This is a genomic window from Paenibacillus contaminans (assembly GCF_003285015.1).
Classification (GTDB): Bacteria; Bacillota; Bacilli; order Paenibacillales; family NBRC-103111; genus Paenibacillus_V; species Paenibacillus_V contaminans.
In genome coordinates, this window is the sequence record NZ_QMFB01000001.1 from 278,485 (window position 1) to 300,143 (window position 21,659).

At 50.2% G+C, this 21,659-nt stretch carries 22 protein-coding genes; 20 read left to right on the forward strand and 2 right to left on the reverse strand.

What is annotated here, in order from left to right:
- Window positions 1-328 precede the first annotated feature (328 nt).
- The 10 genes from DQG23_RS01340 to DQG23_RS01385 all read left to right on the forward strand — a co-directional run bounded on the left by DQG23_RS01340 (window position 329) and on the right by DQG23_RS01385 (window position 10,769).
- Window positions 329-1,099, forward strand: a complete 771-nt coding sequence (locus tag DQG23_RS01340; protein ID WP_113028989.1) for an IclR family transcriptional regulator — start codon at window positions 329-331, stop codon at window positions 1,097-1,099.
- Between the two features lie 293 nt (window positions 1,100-1,392).
- Window positions 1,393-2,868 (forward strand): type 2 periplasmic-binding domain-containing protein, encoded by a 1,476-nt coding sequence (locus DQG23_RS01345; protein WP_113028990.1) that lies wholly within the window; start codon window positions 1,393-1,395, stop codon window positions 2,866-2,868.
- A 77-nt stretch (window positions 2,869-2,945) separates the two neighbouring features.
- A complete protein-coding gene (locus DQG23_RS01350; protein WP_113028991.1) occupies window positions 2,946-3,881 on the forward strand; it encodes a carbohydrate ABC transporter permease in 936 nt (311 codons plus the stop codon).
- Window positions 3,882-3,910: 29 nt separating this feature from the next.
- Window positions 3,911-4,750: a carbohydrate ABC transporter permease gene (locus DQG23_RS01355; protein ID WP_113028992.1), complete on the forward strand. Its 840-nt coding sequence runs from the start codon at window positions 3,911-3,913 to the stop codon at window positions 4,748-4,750.
- A 38-nt stretch (window positions 4,751-4,788) separates the two neighbouring features.
- Window positions 4,789-5,559, forward strand: coding sequence for an SDR family NAD(P)-dependent oxidoreductase (locus DQG23_RS01360; RefSeq protein WP_113028993.1), 771 nt, complete (start codon window positions 4,789-4,791; stop codon window positions 5,557-5,559).
- Between the two features lie 34 nt (window positions 5,560-5,593).
- Complete coding sequence (locus DQG23_RS01365) at window positions 5,594-6,706, forward strand: hypothetical protein (RefSeq protein WP_113028994.1); 1,113 nt, start codon at window positions 5,594-5,596, stop codon at window positions 6,704-6,706.
- A gap of 33 nt (window positions 6,707-6,739) precedes the next feature.
- Entirely contained in the window at window positions 6,740-7,519 is a 780-nt protein-coding gene (locus DQG23_RS01370) for a creatininase family protein (protein WP_113028995.1), read from the forward strand.
- A 50-nt stretch (window positions 7,520-7,569) separates the two neighbouring features.
- Entirely contained in the window at window positions 7,570-7,938 is a 369-nt protein-coding gene (locus DQG23_RS01375; protein ID WP_113028996.1) for a RidA family protein, read from the forward strand.
- Window positions 7,939-7,967: 29 nt separating this feature from the next.
- Window positions 7,968-9,509, forward strand: a complete 1,542-nt coding sequence (locus DQG23_RS01380) for an N-acyl-D-amino-acid deacylase family protein (protein ID WP_113028997.1) — start codon at window positions 7,968-7,970, stop codon at window positions 9,507-9,509.
- 249 nt (window positions 9,510-9,758) lie between these two features.
- Entirely contained in the window at window positions 9,759-10,769 is a 1,011-nt protein-coding gene (locus tag DQG23_RS01385; RefSeq protein ID WP_158560242.1) for a glucosaminidase domain-containing protein, read from the forward strand.
- A gap of 10 nt (window positions 10,770-10,779) precedes the next feature.
- Here the strand turns inward: DQG23_RS01385 and DQG23_RS01390 are convergent, their stop codons facing one another.
- Complete coding sequence (locus DQG23_RS01390) at window positions 10,780-11,091, reverse strand: hypothetical protein (protein WP_192894534.1); 312 nt, start codon at window positions 11,089-11,091, stop codon at window positions 10,780-10,782.
- Window positions 11,092-11,337: 246 nt separating this feature from the next.
- Here DQG23_RS01390 and DQG23_RS01395 point away from each other — a divergent pair, with 246 nt between their 5' ends.
- The 5 genes from DQG23_RS01395 to DQG23_RS01415 all read left to right on the forward strand — a co-directional run bounded on the left by DQG23_RS01395 (window position 11,338) and on the right by DQG23_RS01415 (window position 15,675).
- Window positions 11,338-12,048, forward strand: coding sequence for a response regulator transcription factor (locus tag DQG23_RS01395; RefSeq protein ID WP_113029548.1), 711 nt, complete (start codon window positions 11,338-11,340; stop codon window positions 12,046-12,048).
- Window positions 12,038-13,081 (forward strand): sensor histidine kinase, encoded by a 1,044-nt coding sequence (locus tag DQG23_RS01400; RefSeq protein ID WP_113029000.1) that lies wholly within the window; start codon window positions 12,038-12,040, stop codon window positions 13,079-13,081. Before DQG23_RS01395 ends, DQG23_RS01400 begins: the two co-directional genes overlap by 11 nt.
- An 82-nt stretch (window positions 13,082-13,163) precedes the next feature.
- Entirely contained in the window at window positions 13,164-14,084 is a 921-nt protein-coding gene (locus DQG23_RS01405) for an ABC transporter ATP-binding protein (RefSeq protein WP_113029001.1), read from the forward strand.
- Window positions 14,077-14,811, forward strand: a complete 735-nt coding sequence (locus DQG23_RS01410) for an ABC transporter permease (RefSeq protein WP_113029002.1) — start codon at window positions 14,077-14,079, stop codon at window positions 14,809-14,811. Before DQG23_RS01405 ends, DQG23_RS01410 begins: the two co-directional genes overlap by 8 nt.
- Before the next feature lie 42 nt (window positions 14,812-14,853).
- Entirely contained in the window at window positions 14,854-15,675 is an 822-nt protein-coding gene (locus DQG23_RS01415) for an undecaprenyl-diphosphate phosphatase (protein ID WP_113029003.1), read from the forward strand.
- Between the two features lie 134 nt (window positions 15,676-15,809).
- Here the strand turns inward: DQG23_RS01415 and DQG23_RS01420 are convergent, their stop codons facing one another.
- Window positions 15,810-16,376, reverse strand: a complete 567-nt coding sequence (locus tag DQG23_RS01420) for a GbsR/MarR family transcriptional regulator (protein ID WP_113029004.1) — start codon at window positions 16,374-16,376, stop codon at window positions 15,810-15,812.
- A gap of 334 nt (window positions 16,377-16,710) precedes the next feature.
- Between DQG23_RS01420 and DQG23_RS01425 the strand changes: the two genes are divergently transcribed.
- The 5 genes from DQG23_RS01425 (at window position 16,711) to DQG23_RS01445 (ending at window position 21,555) form a co-directional block, all read left to right on the forward strand.
- A complete protein-coding gene (locus tag DQG23_RS01425) occupies window positions 16,711-17,865 on the forward strand; it encodes a quaternary amine ABC transporter ATP-binding protein (RefSeq protein WP_113029549.1) in 1,155 nt (384 codons plus the stop codon).
- A complete protein-coding gene (locus tag DQG23_RS01430; RefSeq protein WP_113029005.1) occupies window positions 17,855-18,694 on the forward strand; it encodes an ABC transporter permease in 840 nt (279 codons plus the stop codon). The genes DQG23_RS01425 and DQG23_RS01430 overlap by 11 nt, the downstream gene beginning before the upstream one ends.
- Window positions 18,691-19,584: a glycine betaine ABC transporter substrate-binding protein gene (locus DQG23_RS01435; RefSeq protein ID WP_420330190.1), complete on the forward strand. Its 894-nt coding sequence runs from the start codon at window positions 18,691-18,693 to the stop codon at window positions 19,582-19,584. Before DQG23_RS01430 ends, DQG23_RS01435 begins: the two co-directional genes overlap by 4 nt.
- Window positions 19,585-19,681: 97 nt before the next feature.
- On the forward strand, window positions 19,682-20,170 hold the full coding sequence (locus tag DQG23_RS01440) for an LURP-one-related/scramblase family protein (RefSeq protein ID WP_113029006.1): 489 nt from the start codon (window positions 19,682-19,684) through the stop codon (window positions 20,168-20,170).
- Between the two features lie 104 nt (window positions 20,171-20,274).
- Window positions 20,275-21,555 carry an aspartate aminotransferase type Ic gene (locus DQG23_RS01445; RefSeq protein ID WP_113029007.1) on the forward strand — a complete coding sequence of 427 codons (1,281 nt, stop codon included), beginning with the start codon at window positions 20,275-20,277 and terminating at the stop codon, window positions 21,553-21,555.
- Window positions 21,556-21,659: the final 104 nt, after the last annotated feature.

The window sequence follows — 21,659 nt, forward strand, 5'->3', positions numbered from 1 at the left end:
TTAGAGGAAGATAAAAATGAAATGAAAATGAAAAATTACATACATCGAATGTTAAAGCGGGATTGTAATGGAACGTAACCAACAGTAGTATACCCTGAAAACAAAAAAAAGGGATTGTTTCGAATGGGGAAAATATGTATAATTATTACATTTATGTGCGATGGAATGAACGCTGCGAATGCATTTGCAGATTTGCCGGATTGTGTCGAATGGCGGACTTTTATAAATAATTTGACTGATAAATGGAATTGCGGCGTAGACAGGTTCTCGTCGGATAATGTATAGTGGTCTCATCATGCAATGGAGCAATCGGGAGGAATGTGCGAAAATGGCCAATCATTCGCCGAGGGTGAAATCTGCGGATCGGGTAATGGAAATATTGGAGCTGTTTACCAGCGAGCGAGAAGAATACAGCTTGTCTGAGATTTCCAAGATATTGGAAATGCCGCCCAGCAGCACTTATCTGATTTTGCAGAATATGCTTTCACGCGAATTTCTTGAAACCGATAAGTCTGGCAAAATGTTCAGCATCGGGAACAAAATATTCGAAATCCGTAATAAATATATGAGAAATACCGGATTGACGATGGAATTCGAGAAAGTAGGGCAAAAGATTGCCGAGGACTTGAACGAAGGAGTCATGCTCGGCATTCGGGGCGGCGACCAGTTGGTTTATCTTTCCCAGAAAAATCCGCCTGATCCGCGTCGTTTTGCAATTCAACTGGCTCAAACGCTGCCTTTGTACGCCTCTGCGTCGGGCAAAATGATTTTAAGCAGCTATCCTGAAGCGGTAATCAAGAAAATTTACCCGAATGAGGAGTTGCAGCCATTGACAGGAAAAACGATTCGAACGGTTACGGAATTGCTGCGCGAGCTGGAGACGATACGCATTGAAGGAGCTGCATACAACAGGGGCGAGTCCGTCGAAGGGGTGAGCTGCGTTTCCGGCCCGATTTACAACCTTGCCGGCAGCGTTATCGCTTCGATCAGCGTTTCGATTCCCGATTTCCGCAAGACGGAAGAAGTATGGGCAAAAGCGAAGGAGCTTGTTTTGCAAGGAAGCAAAGAGTTGAGTTATCGCGTATACGGACATAATTAGTTTTTTTTGGCAAGCCGGTGTGGGCAAATACATCGGCTTTTTATTTACCGAAAAAGCTCGAAATCTCCCGAAAAACATTCATGTATATAAAAAATATTCACATACTGAAAAAAATATCTAGACAACGACGGTTCGACAAGTTACTATGTGGGTAACAACAAGTTGCTAAGACATCTGAAGAGTGAATGAATGAGGGGTGCTTTACAAGAAGTAAGGTATCACAGTCAGTCAAAGTGTTGTATGCGTTTCCAAGCAGTGTTGTATGCGTTTTCAAAAAGAGGAGGAGAACACAGATGAAGAAAACAGCAAAGTCGGTCGCGGGTCTTATGGCAGCAGTATTACCAATGGCAGCAGTAATCGGTTGTTCGGGCGGCGGTAGTGGTTCATCATCTCCATCACCTACGAAAGCGGCTAGCGCGGCGCCAAGCTCCGCACCTAGCGACAACAAGAGCGATGTCTATCCAGAGAACGGGCTTTCCAAGACGGAAAAAGTAACGATCAAGTGGGGGTATTGGGAGAACGGGTACGGCCGTGAGTGGGCGGACAACGCCATCAAGAAATTTACGGCAAAATATCCTAACGTCAAGTTCGAAGTAACCTCTTCCCCGGTTATTCGAGATCTTATTGGAACGAAGATGGCGGCAAAAAACGACAACGATATGTTCGACATCATCTCGCCGTCGTTTAACGGCGACGCGGGAACGATTGCCCAGAAGGAAGGTTTGTTCGAAGAACTGACGGATCTTTGGGAGCGTGAAGTTCCGGATAAGAAGGGCGTTAAGCTGAAGGATGTCGTTCTGCCGAACACGATGGAATATTCGGCGAAAATCGACGGGAAGTTTTATCAGATCCCGATGGGCGCGTACGCACTCGGATTATTCTATGACAAGACGCTCTTCGAAAAGAACGGCTGGAATCAAAATCCGAAAACATGGGATGAGTTCAAGAAGCTGGTGTCGGATATTAAAGCCAAAGGCATCATTCCGATTACGTATCCAGGCGTTTACCCGGATTACATCTACTTCGGATTCCGAATCAAAATGTTTGAAATGGCCGAGAAGAAAGGGACGCTTGACCAATTTACGAAAGATTACAGATCGTTCAAACAGCCTTTCTACACATCGACGGAATATAAGGAAATGTGGAATAGAATTACGGAATTGGGCAAGATGGGAGCTTACCCGGACGGCGTAGCGGCGATTAACCATACGCAATCGCAAATGCAGCTGCTGCAAGGCAAGGCGGCAATGGCGGCAACCGGCGACTGGGTGGAGAACGAGATGAAGGATTCGATTCCGGACGGCTTTAAATGGGGCTTCATGTCGATTCCTTTCGGCGATTCGCCGAACGACAAAATCTGGATCGAAAACGGAATTGGCGCAGGCAGCATGATGATCTGGAAGAACAAGCCTGAAAACGTCAAGAAATGGGCGAAAGAATTCAACTTGTTCTTGATGACGAACGAAATCCAAGCGTTCAACGGCAAATTCGGCATTTCGCCGATCCGTAAAGACTTCGCCGACGATCCGAAAAACTTGGAGCAGCTACAATCGGCGCCAAGAGCGGTGCTGGAATTCGCTAAAAACAACAAATCGCAATACGGCACAACCGTACAAGACGTAAGCTTCTCTCATCCGTCTGCGGCGAGAGCGACGAAATTGCTCCAGGACTCGATTATCGATATGGCTACCGGCAAGAAAGATTCGGGAGCGGTGCTTGAAGAAGCGGAAAAGCTCTTGAAAGAAGCGATCGACTCAACAAAGAAATAAGGTAAGATAGCATGCGGAGGGAAGGTATGCGCCTTCCCTCTTGCATATATCCCGTCAGGGTGAAGGGAGGACATTACATGGCTCAACCGGGAGTGAATACGGCAGGGAGCGGCGGACTTCTCCGCAAAAACAAGGTCCAGAAACGCATATTTATTTTTTTTGCGATCGGCCCAAGCTTTCTCGGATATTTGCTGTTTACTTTGTATCCAAACATTTTGTCCGTTTATTATTCTCTCTTGGAATGGAACGGAATAAGCGCTTCGAAGTTTGTGGGACTGGATAATTACATTTATATGTTCAAAGACAATTTCGTTTGGACATCGCTTTATCATAACCTGATCTTGATGATTACGGTTCCGATCCTTACCATATATATTTCGGTATTTCTTGCTTACTTGCTAAATAACAAAGGATATTTGGAATCTGCCTTTTATAAAGTATTGTTTTTCCTGCCGAACGTACTTGCCATTGTCGTGGTCGCGCTGCTTTGGAGATTTATATACGACGGGGAGTACGGCATGCTGAACGCTTTTCTTAAACTGTTCGGCATCGAGACGAATAACTTCTACTGGCTGGGCGATACGAGGACTGCTTTATGGGCGATCCTGCCGGTCTCCATATGGAGCGGCGTAGGCCTTTACATCATTATTTTCATGAATGCGATGAAGGGGATCCCCGCTTCGTTATACGAGTCGGCCATATTGGACGGGGCCACTCATATGCAGCGATTGTTCAAAATTACGATGCCGCTCATCAATCCCGTTATACGCGTCAGCGCTTTATTCTTGGTTCTGGGCGCGTTTAAGGGCTTCGAGCTGATTCTGATTATGACCAATGGCGGTCCTTCGGGATCGACGGAAGTTATCGGTTCTTATATGTTCAACATGGCATTCGGTAAAAACTCTCACAATTACGGTTATGCGTCGGCAATCGGCATGTTCTTGTTCGTCATCATGGTCGTTGCCAAAATGATTATCGATAAGTTCAGCAAGAGGGATGAAATCGAATTCTAATCAAGGAGCAATCGGGGAGGGGGTAACGCATGGAAAACAACAAGCGTACCTGGGTTGATTTGGTTTGGCGTATTCTCTTGTTTATATGGGCGCTTTCCATTTTAGTGCCGCTTCTGTGGATCATTCTCGAGTCGCTAAAGACGAACAAGGAATTTTTCGCAAACGTGTGGGCGCTGCCGAAAAAATTAATGTGGGTCAACTATAAAACTGCCTGGAAATCCTATAATCTCGGTCCTACTGCCTTAAACACGCTTTACTTCGTCGGGGTCAGCTTGCTCTTAGGCACCTTCCTGACGACGTTGAACGCATACGCGTTAACCCGTCTTCAATGGCGCGGGAGAACGCTGATCTGGTCGACGATTATGATTTCGCTCTTCTTGCCGGGGATCAACGCGCTCGTGCCGCAGTACGTATTGATGCGCGATCTGCATTTGACGAACAGTCTGACCGGTCTGATCATCCTCGACAGTTTGGGAGAAAGCGTATTCTTCCTCATGCTGCTTGGAGGGTTTATGCAGTCGCTGCCTAAAGAGCTGGAGGAAAGCGCCTATATGGACGGCGCGTCGCTTATGCAAGTGTTTTTGCGGATCATTGTTCCGTTATCGACGCCCGGTATCGTTACGGTAGCGATCTTCAAATTTTTGGGACTGTACAATGCGTTCCTTGGGCCGTTCATCTATCTCGGCGATCAGGCGAAGTATACGATCGGGGTTGCGATGTATAACGCCAACCAGCTTATGCAGTACAAAGCCGACTGGGTTACACTATTCGCCGGCGTAACGATTGCGATGCTGCCGACGATCGTTCTGTACATTATATTCCAGCGTCAAATTTCCGAGGGCGCTACGTTAGGCGGCGTCAAAGGGTAAAGCTGCAGTAAATTAGTCATCTGGAGGCGAAAGGGTCAGTGACCTTACAACTGGAGAATAAAGTCATAGTCATTACCGGCGCGCAAGGAGCGGCGGGAAGCGATGCAACCAAAATGTTTCTCGAGCGGGGGGCTTTCGTCGCGGCTTGCGACATCCGTCCCGAAGGCGATTTCCGGGATTTCCAAAACCTGAAAGAGCAGTACGGTTCCGATCGTCTCATCTATATTCAAGCGAATATGACGAAGGAAGATCAAGTACAAAATCTGATGCGTCAAACCGATCAGGCGTTCGGCAGACTTAACGGCTGCTACCATACGACATATGTAAACAATTACGAGCTGATTGCCAAGCAGTCGCTAGAGGATTGGGAGGGTTCGATCCGGGGCACGTTGACCAGTACGTTTCTCGTGTCGAAATATGCAGCCGAACTGATGATAAAGTCGCAAGGCGGTTCGATTGTAAACGTATCTTCCGTTCTAGGCTCTTATGCGAGGAAGCATAATGCCGCTTACGGTGCGGGTAAAGCGGGAGTGGAGCATCTGACTCGCGTCGTCGCGGTCGAGTATGCGAAATATGGCATTCGCGCCAATACGGTCGTCCCCGGCGATTTCAAATCCGAAGAAGTGCTCGCCAACATGTCGCAGGAGCATAACGAAACCATGAAGGCGGATTCGCTTGTCGGCAGAAGCGGTTCAGCACGAGAGATTAATGAGGTTGCCGCATTCCTCTTGTCCGATGCCGCATCTTACGTAACCGGCTCCTTGTATCCGGCTACCGGGGGCATCTGGGTATCGCCCGACCGCTTGTAATTAAACGACTCGCATCCGAGGAGGAAACATTCACATGTCAGAAACGCAGGCTGCATCAAGAGCCAAGCGGGTAGCCGTTATCGTAACGGAATATAGGTTCAATTCTCATGCCGATGTCATATTGGGTCGTTTGCTCGGCGATTTCGATTATAAGCCGCGGATTCAAGTTGCTTCATTATATACGGATCAAGTACCGGATAACGATATGAGCAGAGAAGCGGCGGAGCGCAATCGCATTCCGATTTATTCGACAATCGAAGAAACGATTCGTTATGCTCATGAGCAGGGCGGATTGGACGGTGTCGTCATCATCGGCGAGCACGGCGACTATCCGGAAGACGAAAAAGGGCGCAAGCATTATCCGCGAAGAAGATTGCTGGAAGAAACGTTGAAATCGCTTGACGAGCTGGAGCTGCGTATCCCGATTTTCTCGGATAAACACTTCGCTTATCAAATTGAAGATACGGTCTGGATGTATGAGGAGTTGAGAAAACGCGACATTCCTTTCCTGGGCGGATCGTCGATCCCTCATGCTCCGTATGTCCCGGCGTTTGATGTAAACAAACTTAAGGATGCAAAAGAGATTTTGGTCCTAAGCTACTCGACGATTGTTGAAGCATACGGTTACCACGGTTTGGAGCTGCTTCAGTCTCTCGCGGAGAAACGCGCAGGCGGCGAAACGGGCGTACGCTCGGTTAGCGCGCTGGAGGGCGAAGAAGTGTGGGAAGCGATGGACAGGAAGGAATGGCCGGAAGATCTGCTCTTGAGTTCTTTGAATATCGTGAAAGAGGATAGCGGCAATGTCCACCCTCGCGAGCGCGGAGAAACGCCGTGGTTATTCATCGTCGATTACGAAGACGGAACGAAAGGTTACGTGTTTCAGCAAAATACCGTTTCCGAACAATGGCGGTTTGCCTTCCGGGACGGGCATGGTGAAGTCGTATCGGCGATCAGCTTCAGCGAACTCGCGCGGCCCTTCGGCCATTTTGAAACGCTAACCCGCATCGTTGAAGATTTCGTCATTAGCGGCACGGAGCCGTTCCCGGCCGAGCGGGTTCTTATGTCCAGCGGCTTGATCAACTATGTGATGGATGCCTTGCATGAACATAAGAAGCTGGAAACGCTGGCACTTCGTATTCATTATTAGAAAAAAGAAGTCATCGGATAAAGGAGTATATAGATGAAGGAATATTTATTTCACCACCATACGCGTGAAGAAGTCGCACGTCTTGCAGCATCAGGCTGCCCTGTTATCATACCGCTGGCGGCAACGGAGCAGCACGGTCCGCATTTGCCTGTTTTTACGGATAGCCTGATCGGGGAACATGTCATTTATGGCGCAGTCAGCCGCGCAAATGAGCAAACGCCGATGCTGGTTACCCCGGTTTTTACGGTCGGCTGCTCGGAGCATCATCTTCGTTTCAGCGGGACGATTTCCTTTACCTCGTCCACTTATCTGCACATGCTGAACGATATCGCGGAAAGTCTTGTAACCTGCGGCTTTACCAAAATCATTTTCGTCAACGGTCATGGCGGCAATGAAAAAATCATGCACCAAATTACGTCGGACATTGCAGTCAAGCATCCGGTCTGGACGGCTTCCGCTTCTTATTGGAGCGTGGCTGCAGAGGCGCTTCAGGAAGTTCAGGCGAGCGAGGTAGGCATGGTTCCAGGTCACGCCGGAGGCTTCGAAACGTCGCTTATTATGGCGATTGCGCCCGAGCTCGTTAAACATGAACATATTACGGATACGCATATTCAAAGGCCGTGGATCAATTCGGGGCCTCCCGGCGCTTTCATCGGCAGACATAAAGAGCTTACGGGCTATGACGGGTACACGGATGCTGCAAATCTGGCTACGGCAGACAAAGGAGCCAAATATTTGGACGCCATCGTGAGCGCGCTCAGCGAATGGCTGCTGCATATCACGAAACAAATGAACGAGGGGGGCGAAAGCTGACCTAACAGCTGCTTTTCACTAAAAATATTCCGAATATCCGGAGGTGTGTAATGAAACAGGAAATTTGTACAGGTGTGAAGTTGGATAAGCCATTTTCTTCGGGTATTGAAACGGAATCGTACGTTTTTGTTTCTGGCCAGGGTGGCATTAAAGACGGGAAAATCGTCGGTGAAGATATAGAGTCGCAAACGGTTCAAACGATGGAAAACATCCGCGAGGTTCTTACGGCTGCGGGTTTGGATTTGGCCCATATCGTCAAAGTTCAGGTGTATTTATCGGATCGGGCTTTATATAATGAGTTCAATCGTGTGTATGACAGTTTTTTTCAAGCTCCGTTTCCAGCGCGTACGACAATTTATTGCGATTTAAATTACGATTTGCTGGTCGAGATTGATGCGATCGCGGTAAAAGCAAAGTAATGGCGGTCGTTTGCTGAGGAGGAAGGGCTTTGGAATGCGAAATCTTGATCGAAAACGGGACGATCATTGACGGCAGCGGCCGTTCCGGCTATAAAGGAAACGTCGCAATCGACCGCGGAATAATGACTCTAGTCGGGGACACTTCCGGCGTTACCGCGGGAATAACGCTGAATGCAGACGGCTGCTGTATTGCGCCGGGTTTTATAGATGTGCACGTCCACTCGGAGAAAGAGCTTGTCGGAGGCCTCGACCGTTTTGCCGGGATTCGTCAGGGCGTTACGACGCAGCTGATCGCGCCCGACGGATTTTCATGGTGCCATTTGACTGGTCAAATGCGGGAGGAAATGCGAAGTTATTTGGAAGTTTTCTATGGGGATACCGCTGCCGATTGGGGCGGTGAAACGGTCGGCGATTTCGTCTCCTTGTTCAAAGACCGCATTCCGAGCCATGTAGCTCTTCAGGTCCCGCATGGCGCTATCCGTGCGGCGGCGATGGGATGGTCGACTGCTGTAGCAGGCGAGAAGCAGCTTAACCAAATGAAAGGTTACGTCCGGGAATGGATGGAAGCCGGTGCTGTGGCATTCTGTACGGGGCTTGAATACGAGCCGACTGTGCACGCCGACCTGAACGAGCTCGTAGAGCTTTCTAAGGTCACGCACGAATATGACGGAATATATGTCGCCCACCAACGGGGCAATACGGGACCGCTGCTTTACGGTACCGAAGAAACGCTGGAAATAGGCAGGCAAGCCCGGCTGCCGGTTCATATTTCCCATTTTACCGTCGATTCCGTTCAAGCGGAAAACCTGCGCAGAGGCGAGGCCGAAGGCATCGATCTTTCCTTCGATATGTATCCTTACACGGCAGGATGTACGCATCTGCTGTACTATTTGCCGGCTTGGGCGCAAGCAGGTTCGCCGGAGCAGGTTAAGGCCAGACTCGCCAGCGGCAAGGAAAGAGCCCAAATGGCGGATCATTTGAGCCGCGCGTTCCCGCCTGGGCAGCTGCGCTGTGCATCGGTGAAGGCGGAAGCCTACAAGCCGTTCGTCGGCATGCTGCTTAGCGACATCGTGGTGAAGACCGGACTCTCGCTGCCGGAATTGATTTGCGACATGCTGCTGCAGTCTGATTTGCAGGCGCTCTTCATTTATCATTGGGCGCCGGAGCGGGAGCAATTCCTTCAATCAACCTATCAACATCGCCTGCATATGGTTTCGACAGACGGTATTTTTGCCGAAGGGGCTCCCCACCCGAGGGGCTACGGTACATACCCGCGAGTGCTTGGCACCTTCGTCAGAGAACAGGGATGGCTTAGCCTCGAGCAGGCAGTTTACAAAATGACGGGGTATCCCGCAGAGCGCTTCCGGCTTCGCGATCGAGGCCTCGTAGCTGCCGGAAGGCCTGCCGATCTCGTCGTGTTTAACCCGGAAACGGTAAAAAGCGACGCTACCTTCTCGGACCCGAGGGTTGCGCCGGAAGGCATCCATCATGTTTTGGTGGACGGCCGCTTCGTTCTCAAGGACGGTGAAATAACCGGCGAGCTGCCCGGGCAAGTGATTGCCAGACGTTAGATCATAAGAACGCCCGCATGACGGAATCCATGTCCGTTAAGCGGGCGTTTTTACGTTTCTTCACCTTCTTCGCGAAAAAAAATCATCGAAATCATTCGTTTTTACCAATTTGGGACAAGAAATGTTCCGTAGCGACAAATAAACAAGCGATCCTTGCAGACCGTTTGACACGTTTTTCAGGTGCTCATGTGTACAATCTATCCTATATCGTAGCGAATGACCATCATCAGATTAGGAAGAGGTGTTGTCATGAGTATTGTTGCGAATCGTCATTTCATCGTTTGGGCATTTTGTTTGTTATTGTTCTTAACGTTCGGCTTGCGTCTGCTTACGCAAATTCATACAGCCGAGGCGTCGCCTGAGCCTATTTCCGAAACGAAGATGAATCCACATATAACGGCTTTTTTGAAAGGGTATCTCGTATCGTTCAAGCCTTCGCAAGCTTCCCTCCCTTCAGCCCCGATCGAACAACCTCAGCTTCAACCTCAAGCGATGGAAAATAAAGCGGTGCTCGTTTCCGCACAAAACGCCATGTCTACATACGAAGTAACCGCATATTTCCTTAATGTCCGCTCTAATCCGAATGCTTCGTCCCCGATCGTCCGGGTCGTCGAACAAGGTACCGTTCTGGAAGCCATCCGAAAAACGGATGAAGGGTGGCTCGAGTTGTCGGACGGCGGTTACGTTCACGGCCGCTACGTTAAAATCGTCAGCCCTGAAGCGGAGAAGCAAACGCTCTCGCTGGCATCGGCCGCATTCGTCCCAAGCCGGACGGTTGCCATCGATACGGTTACGGAGCCAAGCATGCCGAAAGCCGCGGCCAAGCCAGGCAAACCGACGTCAAAGGTGAATTCCGCGTCAGGCCTGACCAAAGCGCATATTGAGCAAATATTCGAAGGGACAGAGCTGGCTGACGACGGTCTTGAAGAAGCGGTGCTCGAAATTGAAGAGGAATATGGCATAAACGCTTATTTTACGATTGCAGTCATGAAGCTTGAAAGCGGCAACGGCAAAAGCAGTCTGGCCCGGAATAAAAACAATTTGTTCGGACTCAATGCTACGGGCGGCGGAAACCAAAAAGCATTCAGCTTCAAAACGAAAGGTGATAGCGTGCGGAAGTTCGGACAGCTGCTTGACGATTATTATGTCGGCAAGGGTTATACGACGATCGAAAAAGTGGCCCAAAAATATTGTCCGGCCAATCCCAAATGGGCAAGCCTCGTCAGCGGCATTATGAAAAGCGATTACAATAAACTTTAACGATCGTTTGTCAGTCGTATTTATCCTCGTCGATTCTGACGATTCCGTCGATCATAAGCTCGGCTTCCGTCTCGAAATTCAAATACAGCGGTGCCGGAAGCCTGTCGAGAACGGTTTGGATCAAAGGCAGATCGAATAACTCCTCCATGGATTGAGGAGGCTGCTCCAAGCCGTATACCCACTCGCGAACGGTATCGATGAACCGATAGAAGGAAGCTTCGAATGAATCCGCAGCAGCCTCGGCATTTTCTTGTCCCGAGCCTGCCATGGCATTCCAGCTCCGCAGAGCCGTATCCAGCGCGTCGATAACATGGTTACTCATTTTAATGACCTCCTGTTGCATAGCCGATCATGAACGGAGCTCATCCTTTTTATCCAAATGGATGAACAAATCCAAGCGGCTTATATGCGATTAGTGGTGACCGTGCTGCTGAAGTTATTATATATCATCGCAAACAAGAAGCAGTAACATATGCGATTGCAAATTTTGCTTTTGCCGCATAATTCGTTAAACTGAATCTATAAGACAGCCAAAGAAGCAGCGATGGCGGAGAAGCAAGGTGAGCGTATGAAAGAGATTCATATATTGGTAGCCGATGACGACAAAGAAATAAGAGAATTGCTCAAAAAATATTTGGAGCGGGAAACGTACAAGGTCGATACGGCGGCGGACGGCGAAGAGGCGCTGCTTCTATTCGAGCGCAACAGCTACAATCTCGTTCTGCTTGATTTAATGATGCCCAAGGTGGACGGTATCGAAGCGTGCAGAAGGCTCAGAATGAAGTCGAACGTACCGATCCTGATGCTAACGGCAAAGGATCAGGAGCTCGATAAAGTTTTGGGCTTAAGCATGGGCGCGGACGATTATATGACGAAGCCGTTCAGCATCCACGAGCTGGTTGCGAGGGTCAAGGCGCATATGCGACGTTATTTGGTGCTGGGCAGCGAACAAGCCGCAGAAGAGCCGTTGATTCGTCATCGGAGCTTATGCATCGACGTCAAGAAGTATGCCGTAACGAAAAACGGCGAGGGAATAAACCTGACGGCCAAAGAATTCGAGCTGTTGAAGTTTTTCGCAATGAATCCCGAGCAAGTATTCACGAAGACGCAGCTGTTTCGCCAGGTGTGGGACAGCGCGTATTTGGAAGACGACAATACCGTCATGGTTCACATCCGCAAGCTGCGTACGAAAATCGAAGACGATCCATCCGATCCGAAGCTTATTCAGACCGTATGGGGGATCGGCTACAGGTTTGCGGGAGAGAAGCATGAAGCCTGAGAAAAGCGTCGTACTGATTATCGTTCAATTCATCCTTATCGCGGGACTTATTATTGCAGAGCGGATCGGACAACCCCACGCCATCCTTCGCGGGGGGTTATTTGCCGCGCTCTTGGCGGCTACAGGACTGCTGCTGCTTGCAAGGCTGCGTTTCAAGTCGAGGCTCGAAAGGGTAGCCTCGGAGCTGAAGCGCGCGATTCGGGGAAACGGCAGCACGCGTCTGCTCGCTAATGACGAACCGGCGTTTGACGAAGTCATTTTCTCGATAAATGCGTTAATCGAACAGCTGGAAGCCGTCCAAGTGCGGACGATAAAATCCGAAGCGGCAAGAAAAAGTCTGCTATCCAATATATCCCATGACATCAGAACTCCGTTGACATCCATAATCGGATATGTCGACGCTCTGAAGGATGGACTTGCAGCCTCCGAGGAGGAAAAGCGGCAATATATCGACATCATTTCCCGTAAAGCGGCTGCTTTAAAGGAAATGATCAATGAAATATTCGATTTGGCGAAGCTGGATGCGGACGAGCTGCCGCTGAAGCGGGAAACGCTCGATCTTGCGGAACTGGCAAGAGAAGCGGCGATCGGGCTGCTGCCGGAGCTAAAGACGTACGGCATCGAGCTTCAGGCGAACGTTCCGGACCGGATATGTCCGATCGCGGCGGATCGGTTAGGCATGCAGCGCGTAATCGGCAATTTGCTCAAGAATGCCGTGACATACGGCAAAGACGGGTACGTAGTGGGGCTCGAGCTGAAAGTGGAGGACGAACGGTATATCCTGAGCGTTTGGGATAAAGGGGCGGGAATCCGCGAAGTGGATTTGCCGCGCGTGTTCGACCGCATGTACCGCGGAGACGCAAGCAGAAGCTCGATGCAAGGCGGCGGAAGCGGAATCGGTCTGGCGGTAGCCAAAGCGATCGTGGAGAAGCACGGGGGCCTGATTTGGGCGGAAAGCCGGCCCGGGCTGCAAACGGTTTTCACCTTTACCGTTCCCAAGCAAGCGAGAAGCATTCAATTAAGAAACAATTAAGATTCGGTTAAGAGCCATTTAAAACCGCCTGCTTAAGATGGGATTATGTGCTGGTGCAGCAGCTTGAAAGCAGGAGGTATATATGAGCGAAGTGATTAGAACGGCCGGTTTAACGAAGGATTACGACGGGCAGAAAGCGGTCGACGACCTTCATATGCACGTCAGGCAAGGGCAAATTTACGGTTTTCTCGGTCAGAACGGCGCCGGCAAAACGACGACGATCCGCATGCTCCTCGGTTTAATCAAGCCGACGGAAGGGCGAATCGAAATATTCGGAGAGCATTTGCCCGAGAAGCAGAAGGACATATTGCGGCGTATCGGTTCGATCGTCGAATTTTCGGGCTTTTACGAGAACTTGACCGCCAAGGAAAACTTACTGATCAACGCAAAGCTCAAAGGCGTTCACAAAAGAAACGCATTGGAAGAAGCGCTCGAAATCGTCGGGCTGCACAACGAGCATAAGAAGCTTGTCGGCAATTATTCTTTGGGCATGAAACAAAGGTTAGGCATCGCAAGAGCGATTCTTCACCATCCGGAGCTGCTCGTTTTGGACGAGCCCACGAACGGTCTGGATCCTATCGGCATCAAGGAAATAAGGCGGCTTATTAAAGCGCTGGCAGAGGAAAGAAAAATTACGATTTTGATTTCAAGCCATATATTAAGCGAGGTTGAGCAGGTTGCCGATCATATCGGCATTATCCATAAGGGGAAGCTCCTGGAAGAGGTTTCTTTCGAGGAGATGAGACGAAGAAACCGCAAATATTTGGAGTTTCAAGTGTCGAACGACAATAAAGCGGCGATGCTGCTCGAGAAGTTTTTTCAAATTACGGATTATGAAGTTCATGGGGAAGGCCATATTCGCGTGTATTCGCATATCGGCGAACAGGGCAAGCTGAACAAGCTTTTTGTGGATCAAGGCATCGAGGTAACGAAAATTGCGGCGAGCGAAGACAAGCTGGAGGACTATTTCGTCAAGCTGATAGGCGGTGGCACCATTGGTTAATTTGCTGTATACGGAGCTTCTGAAGCTGAAGCGGGCCAAAATGTTCTTGGTCAGCGTAATCGGAGCAACCGCCGCCCCGATCATGATGTTTATAGGCTTTATAAATTCCAAAAGCTTACACCCCGATGAGCCGATTACATTCGACGTCTCCTTCTATAATACGAATTTGTACGTAATGCTGCTCATTGGAACGCTGCTTTACGGTGTCATAACGGCCTATTTGTACAATCGCGAATATACGGAAGATACGCTTAAAAATTTGCTGACGATCCCGGTTTCAAGAACAAGCCTTATTTTGAGCAAAATGGCGCTTTTATTTATTTGGATAATGGCGCTGACCATGGTAGCGTGGGGGCTGACGTTCGTCTTGGGGCTTCTCGGACGATTTGAAGGCTTGAGCGTTTCCGTCATTTTACAATCCCTGAAGCAGTTTGCGGTAGGGGCGAGCCTGCTTTTCCTGTTGTCGACGCCGACGATGTTCGTTACGTTTCTATTTAAAAACTATGTTCCGTCGATCATTTTTACGGCAACGATTACGATGGCGAACGTCGCTTTAGTCGATAAGTCATACAGCGCGCTGTTTCCCTGGTCGGCGGTGAACGTGATCGCCAATAACGCCGTCGTTCCCGAATATCCCTTGTACTATTCTTATATTTCGATCTTTGCCGCATCATTAATCGGGTTAGCTGCCACAATCGTCTATTTCAAAAAGTCGGATATTCATTAATGACGTTAAGTTTTCATTTTGCGAGGAGCGTGCAAACATCCTATGTGGGAATCATTTGTTGCATTTATACTGGGGCTTGTCGAAGGGGTAACCGAGTTTGCCCCGGTTTCATCTACGGGACATATGATTATCGTCGACGATTTTTTGTTTCAAACGAAAGATATGTTTTCGCCGGAGGTTGCCAATACGTTTAAGATCGTCATCCAGCTCGGCTCGATTCTGGCAGTGGTCGTGCTGATGAGGGATCGTTTCATAAACCTGCTTGGGCTTCGCGGCCGGACCGGAGAGCAGGCATCAGGGCCGAGGCTTAAATTGCTGCAAGTAATCGTCGGGCTTATGCCGGCCGGCATTCTTTATTTACTCGTTGACGATTACGTCGACAAATATTTGTTTTCCGCCGAAACGGTCGTCGTCGGTCTTGTGCTCGGAGCGCTGCTCATGCTTGCTGCGGATTGGTTCCGGCCCCGCCGTCCGAAGACGGAGTCGGTCGATCAGATTACGTACAAGCAAGCCTTAACCGTCGGCTTGATTCAATGCGTCGCCATGTGGCCCGGCTTTTCCCGTTCCGGATCTACGATATCAGGGGGCGTCTTAACCGGGATGAGCCACCGCGCCGCTGCGGACTTTACATTTATTATGGCCGTGCCGATCATGGCGGGAGCCAGCCTGTTTTCGCTGATGAAAAGCTGGGATTCGATTACGGCCGACGTCATCCCGTTTTTCGTCGTCGGCTTCGCGAGCGCCTTCGTTTTTGCTCTAATTTCGATTCGCTTCTTCCTGAAGCTGATCAACAAGATCAAGCTTGTCCCGTTTGCCATTTACCGCTTAGTATTGGCGGCCGTTATTTATTTTGTATTTCTGTAAAGCGGATCAAACAAGGATAACGGCTTCGAAGTCCTGTGCAACAAATAACCTCTGATATTCGAACAAAGGAAGACGAACTCGAGCCATAGCTTGAGCGTCTTCCTTTATTGCGTTTTAAGGCTGCCGGATGCGATTTAGCTTCGCGTTTCCTCTTTAGGCACAAGCTTGAAAATTTCCCCTGTTTCAAACGTATCGATCAAACGGCCGAGCCACAAATAATAACGGATGGCTTCGTCCAGCTTGCCGATATCCGCCGCGATGAGCGTTTTCAGCGCCTCGTTGTTTTGATCGTCCTCCAATAGCCGCTGCAGCTCGGCAATCGATTTGCGCAGCGCGTGAACGTTCATTTCGATCGATTTTCGCCATTTCGTATCGAAAAAATCCGCGAACGACTGGTACCAGTCCGTCTCCACTTCGTACAGATCTTTGCGGTTCCCTTTCTCCCATACCTGGTGAACCATCTTGAGGTCCGTCAACGTGCGGACACCCGTGCTCATGCTTGTTTTGCTCATGCCCATCTCTTGGCCCATTTCGTCCAGCGTCATAGGCTTATCTTGAAAAAACATCATGCCGTATAAATGACCGGTCGACAAGGTTACGCCGTACAAGTCCATATTTTTACCGATCGATTCGATGACGCGTTTGCGCGCCTTCTGAATCGTGCCGAATTGCTCTTCCGTAATCCCATCCCAGTGGTCCATCGTTATCCTCCTGCGGAATCCGCCCTATTAATCGTGATCATTCCAACATTTCTTAGCTGTATATAGGCAGTCACTTGTGCATAGATCAAATATATTTCATTGTATTGAACTTGGAATTGAAAGTAAAGACGGTGGCATGTCAGCAAAAGGGAGGAATCAGGAGTATTCTGAATGATTCGTTTGTAAAGTTTTTTCTGTACGTTCAATATGAACTAATTTAACTTTTGACCTGTTCTTGGTTTATCTTGTAAACTTAGCAGCATTGGAACGGGGGGATACGGTGATAGAAGTCAAACGGTTGTCAAAAATATTCGGACAGCACCCGGATAAAGCGATGCAGCTTCTCGAACAGGGGTGGAGCAAAAAGCGGATTTTCACGGAAACCAAACATACGGTAGGCGTGAATCAAGCGAGCTTTACAGTTAAAGAGGGGGAAATATTCGTCATCATGGGGTTGTCAGGCAGCGGAAAATCCACGTTGATCCGGCTTCTGAACCGATTGATCGAGCCGACGGACGGCAGCATCATGTTTCGCGGCGAAGATATCGTAACGATGTCGGATGAGCGCCTTCGCGAATTCCGGAGAACGGCCATGAGCATGGTGTTTCAGAAATTCGCTTTGTTTCCGCATAAAACGGTCGTCCAAAATGTCGAGTTCGGACTGGAGGTACAAAAGATCGCGCCGAAAATCCGCAGAGAAAAAGCGCGGGAGGCCCTTGCGCTCGTCGGACTGCAGGATTGGGAGCACGAATTGCCCGACCGTTTAAGCGGAGGTATGCAGCAACGCGTCGGACTTGCAAGAGCGCTTGCCAATGCGCCGCAGGTTTTGCTGATGGATGAAGCGTTCAGCGCGCTTGATCCGCTTATCCGCAAGGATATGCAGGAGGAGCTGCGGGAGCTGCAGGAAAAGCTGAAGAAAACGATCGTTTTCATCACGCACGATCTGAACGAAGCGCTGCGCATCGGCGATCGGATTGCCCTTATGAAGGACGGCTCGATCGTGCAAATCGGCACGCCCGAGGAAATTATGATCTCGCCTGCCAATGAATACGTGGAACGTTTTATTGAAGATGTGGATCTTTCCCGAGTGCTGAACGCTTCGCATGTGATGCGCAGACCCGAGTCGATAACGTATGACCGCGGCGGTCCGCGGGTTGCGCTGGAGCTGATGCGCGAGAACGGAATTTCCAATCTGTTCGTCGTCGACAACGCCAAAAAGCTGATCGGTGTCCTAACCGCCGAGGATACGGCAAGGGCGATCAAGGACCGGCTAAGTCTTGACGATATTATGATCCGCGATGTGCCGGTCGTTTCACCGGAAACGCTGCTTGGCGAAATGTTCGAGGTTATCAGCACGAGCCGGGTTCCCATAGCGGTTACTTCGGAAAGCGGGAAGCTGCTCGGCGTCGTTATTCGCGGTGCGGTGCTGGGAGCGCTTGCAGGCAATCACGACGGTCTTCGGAAGGCGGTGGCGGACAATGGGGCCTAAAATACCGATTTCTTCATGGGTGGAAAAGGCGGTCGATTGGCTTAGCGGCAATTTGGAATGGCTGTTCGGTTTTATCGCTTCGATTATCGAAGGAACCGTTCATTTGTTTTCACTCCTGTTTCACTTTCCGCCTGCATGGGTTTTGATCGTGCTGGTTGCCATATGGGCGTATCGGGCTGCCGGCCTGATGCTGGGCATTTTTTCGCTTATCGGATTGTTCCTGATCGATAATCTCGGTTTCTGGGAGCACACGATGGATACGCTGGCGCTCGTCATGACGTCCGCGCTCATCTCGATCGTCGTGGGTTTGCCTCTAGGCATCTGGTGCGCGCGTAACAAAACGGTGCAAAATGCCGTAACGCCGATGCTCGACTTTATGCAAACGATGCCGGCTTTCGTCTATTTGATTCCCGCCGTCACGTTCTTCGGACTGGGCGTCGTGCCGGGCGTTATCGCATCGGTCATTTTCGCCGTACCGCCTACGATCCGCTTGACGAATCTCGGCATTCGCCAGGTTCCCTTCGATCTGATCGAAGCGGCCGATTCGTTCGGCACGACGTCCGCACAGAAGCTGTGGAAGGTGCAGTTTCCGCTTGCGCTTCCTACCCTGATGGCGGGCATCAATCAAACGATCATGCTTTCCTTGTCGATGGTCGTTATCGCTTCGATGATCGGCGCGCAGGGCTTGGGGGCGGACGTTTATCGGGCCGTGACGCAGCTCAAAACCGGCGAAGGGTTCGAAGCGGGACTTGCAGTCGTCATTTTGGCGATCGTGCTGGACCGGTTGACGCAGCATATTTTTAAACCAAAGGGAGAGAAAAAACATTGAAAAAGAACAAATTATTTTTCGCAACAGTCGGTTTAATCGGGATGACCTTGCTTGCAGCGGCCTGCGGGCAAAAAAAGACGGATTCCTCCGCATTTATAGGCGATCAGGTCAAATACGAAATTATCGGCATCGATCCTGGAGCAGGAATCATGAAAACGACGGCTCAAGCGCTCAAGGATTACGACTTGTCGGATTGGAAGCTTGTGGAGGGCTCGGGAACCGCGATGACGGCGGCCTTCGATAAAGCTTACAAAGCCCAAATGCCGATCATCATTACCGGCTGGACGCCGCACTGGATGTTTTCCAAATACGATTTGAAGTATCTTGAGGATCCTAAGGGCGTTTACGGCGGCGACGAGCAAATTCATACGATTGCAAGGAAAGGGCTCAAAACCGATCAGCCGTCGGCGTATACGGTACTGGACCGTTTCGAATGGACGCCCGGGGATATGGAGAAAGTGATGCTCGCGATCAGCGACGGCAAAAAGCCGGAGGAAGCGGCCGTGGATTGGATCAAGGATAACGGCGGCAAGGTTGACGAATGGGTCAAAGACGTGCCGAAAGCTGAAGGCGTGAAGCTTAAGCTTGCTTATGTCGCATGGGATTCCGAAATTGCCAGCACGAATCTTGTAAAAGCGGTGCTGGAATCGCGTCTTGGCTTTAAAGTCGATCTGCTGCAGGTCGAGGCGGGCCCGATGTGGGCGGGAATCGCCGGCGGCGACGCGGATGCGATTGTGGCGGCTTGGCTGCCGACGACGCATAAGGACTACTATGACAAATATAAAGATAAGTTCGAAGATTTGGGACCGAACCTGTCCGGCACGAAAATCGGGCTGGCGGTTCCCAAGTACATGGAGATCGGCTCCATCGAGGATTTGAAGAAAAAGTAACCGGGATGCCTAGCGATCGCTCCTTTTTTCAGGGGCGGTCGTTTTTGCAACTATTCTCGGCTTCGCAGCGTAAAAATGGTAACAAGGAGGGGAAAAGATGAAACTGTATGTTCGAGATAATTTTTTCAATTCCGGGAAGACGGAAATTCTAGACGAACGAAATCATGCGGTTGGGGTGGTCGATCTCCGCAGCGCTTTCGGATCGGCCTTGGATGTGTACGGTTTGCAAGGAAGACTTCTATACGGCGGCAAATTTCCGATGTTATCGAATAAATGGATCGTAAGCGACGCCGGGGGAGACGAGTGCGGGATGCTGCGGTACCGGTTGTCCTTCCTGTCTAAACGATATGAATACGAGTCTTACGGGAGAGGCGTGTATGAAATAACGGCCGAGGCGTTTTCACGCGATTATGAAATTCGAAACTCACAAGGAGCTTTGGCCGCTACTTTCCGCAAAGTAGACGGCTGGTTCGAAGCGGCTGTCTACTGCCTGGAAAATCTTACGGATGAAGTGAGCAGCTATGAATGGATCGCCGTCATTCTCGGCATGAACGAAATCCAGAAACGGCATAGAAGCAGCGGTTGAAAAAGTCGGACCGCTCCTTAGGAGAAATAAAGGATACGGCGAGTAGTTCGCGAATACCTCTTGTAGGTGAACGGTACCATTGACAGAAGAGGGAGAGTTGCATAATGAGCGAAATTCACGCATTGGGCGAGACAGAGCTTCAGGAACGATTGCGGATGCTTCAGGAGAAATATGACGGGTTCATGCAGCGCCGTTTGAAATTGGATATGTCGCGCGGCAAACCGAGTCCCGAGCAGCTGCAGCTTTCCATGGGCATGCTGGACGCCGTTACGTCCGCAGACGGGCTGCTGGCCTCGGACGGAACCGATACGCGCAACTATGGCGGGCTTGACGGTATTCCGGAGGCTAAAGCTTTGTTTGCCCAAATACTGGAGGTCAGCCCCCAAGAAATTGTGATTGGCGGCAGTTCGAGCCTGACAATGATGCATGACGCCATTGCGAGAGCGATGCTTTTTGGAGTAGACGCCGATTCGACGCCGTGGGGGAAGCGGTCGGCAGTCAAATTTTTATGCCCAAGCCCGGGCTACGACAGGCATTTTGCCATATGCGAGCTATTCGGCATCGAAATGATCGCGATCGACATGTTTGATGACGGTCCGGACATGGATACAGTCGAAAGGCTGGCCGGTGAGGACGATTCCATTAAAGGCATTTGGTGCGTACCCAAGTACAGCAATCCGGACGGCTTAACTTATTCGGATGATGTCGTCGACAGGCTCGCCCGGATGAAAACGAAAGCCGGCGATTTTCGGATCATGTGGGATAACGCATATGCCGTACATCATTTGACGGAACGAGCGGATAAGCTGAAAAATATTTTCGCAGCATGCAGGGACGCCGGCAATCCCGATCGTGTGCTGATGTTCAGCTCAACCTCCAAGATCAGCTTCGCCGGCTCCGGCATTGCCGTGATGGCGGCCAGCGAGCGCAATTTGAACGTTACCCGGAAGCAGCTCTCCGTGCAGACGATCGGTCCGGATAAAGTAAATCAGCTGCGTCACGTCCGGTTTTTCGAACATATAAGCAAGCTGGAATCCCATATGGCCAAGCATGCTTCCATTCTGAAGCCCAAATTCGATTTGGTGCTGAACATGTTTGAAAGGGAACTGGACGGCAAAGGCGTCGCGACGTGGCGAAAGCCGAACGGCGGCTACTTTATCAGCCTCAACACGCTGGACGGCTGTGCGGTCGAGGTCGTGAAGCTGGCGGCTGAAGCGGGCGTCACTTTAACGAAGGCAGGTGCGACGTTTCCGTACGGTACCGATCCGAGGGACCGGAATATTCGGATCGCCCCGTCGTACCCGACGCTTGCGGAGCTGGAGACGGCGATTGAAGTCATTTGCGTCTGTGTGGAGATCGCTAGCATAAAGAAGATTATGGGGTAAGCATCATCATAAAAAAAGAGACATTCCTTGTCGACAGGGAATGTCTCTTTTTTTATATGGTCTCCGTTGCGATGCGAATCTGCAATCTTTTTCTTTCGAGTATT

Coding starts and splice junctions, on each gene's coding strand:
- DQG23_RS01340 (WP_113028989.1), top strand. CDS start 329: ATGGCCAATCATTCGCCGAGGGTGAAATCTGCGGATCGGGTAATGGAA.
- DQG23_RS01345 (WP_113028990.1), top strand. CDS start 1,393: ATGAAGAAAACAGCAAAGTCGGTCGCGGGTCTTATGGCAGCAGTATTA.
- DQG23_RS01365 (WP_113028994.1), top strand. CDS start 5,594: ATGTCAGAAACGCAGGCTGCATCAAGAGCCAAGCGGGTAGCCGTTATC.
- DQG23_RS01415 (WP_113029003.1), top strand. CDS start 14,854: ATGTGGGAATCATTTGTTGCATTTATACTGGGGCTTGTCGAAGGGGTA.
- DQG23_RS01405 (WP_113029001.1), top strand. CDS start 13,164: ATGAGCGAAGTGATTAGAACGGCCGGTTTAACGAAGGATTACGACGGG.
- DQG23_RS01430 (WP_113029005.1), top strand. CDS start 17,855: ATGGGGCCTAAAATACCGATTTCTTCATGGGTGGAAAAGGCGGTCGAT.
- DQG23_RS01385 (WP_158560242.1), top strand. CDS start 9,759: ATGAGTATTGTTGCGAATCGTCATTTCATCGTTTGGGCATTTTGTTTG.
- DQG23_RS01395 (WP_113029548.1), top strand. CDS start 11,338: ATGAAAGAGATTCATATATTGGTAGCCGATGACGACAAAGAAATAAGA.
- DQG23_RS01445 (WP_113029007.1), top strand. CDS start 20,275: ATGAGCGAAATTCACGCATTGGGCGAGACAGAGCTTCAGGAACGATTG.
- DQG23_RS01390 (WP_192894534.1), bottom strand. CDS start 11,091: ATGAGTAACCATGTTATCGACGCGCTGGATACGGCTCTGCGGAGCTGG.
- DQG23_RS01370 (WP_113028995.1), top strand. CDS start 6,740: ATGAAGGAATATTTATTTCACCACCATACGCGTGAAGAAGTCGCACGT.
- DQG23_RS01400 (WP_113029000.1), top strand. CDS start 12,038: ATGAAGCCTGAGAAAAGCGTCGTACTGATTATCGTTCAATTCATCCTT.
- DQG23_RS01355 (WP_113028992.1), top strand. CDS start 3,911: ATGGAAAACAACAAGCGTACCTGGGTTGATTTGGTTTGGCGTATTCTC.
- DQG23_RS01350 (WP_113028991.1), top strand. CDS start 2,946: ATGGCTCAACCGGGAGTGAATACGGCAGGGAGCGGCGGACTTCTCCGC.
- DQG23_RS01425 (WP_113029549.1), top strand. CDS start 16,711: ATGCAGCTTCTCGAACAGGGGTGGAGCAAAAAGCGGATTTTCACGGAA.
- DQG23_RS01440 (WP_113029006.1), top strand. CDS start 19,682: ATGAAACTGTATGTTCGAGATAATTTTTTCAATTCCGGGAAGACGGAA.
- DQG23_RS01420 (WP_113029004.1), bottom strand. CDS start 16,376: ATGGACCACTGGGATGGGATTACGGAAGAGCAATTCGGCACGATTCAG.
- DQG23_RS01375 (WP_113028996.1), top strand. CDS start 7,570: ATGAAACAGGAAATTTGTACAGGTGTGAAGTTGGATAAGCCATTTTCT.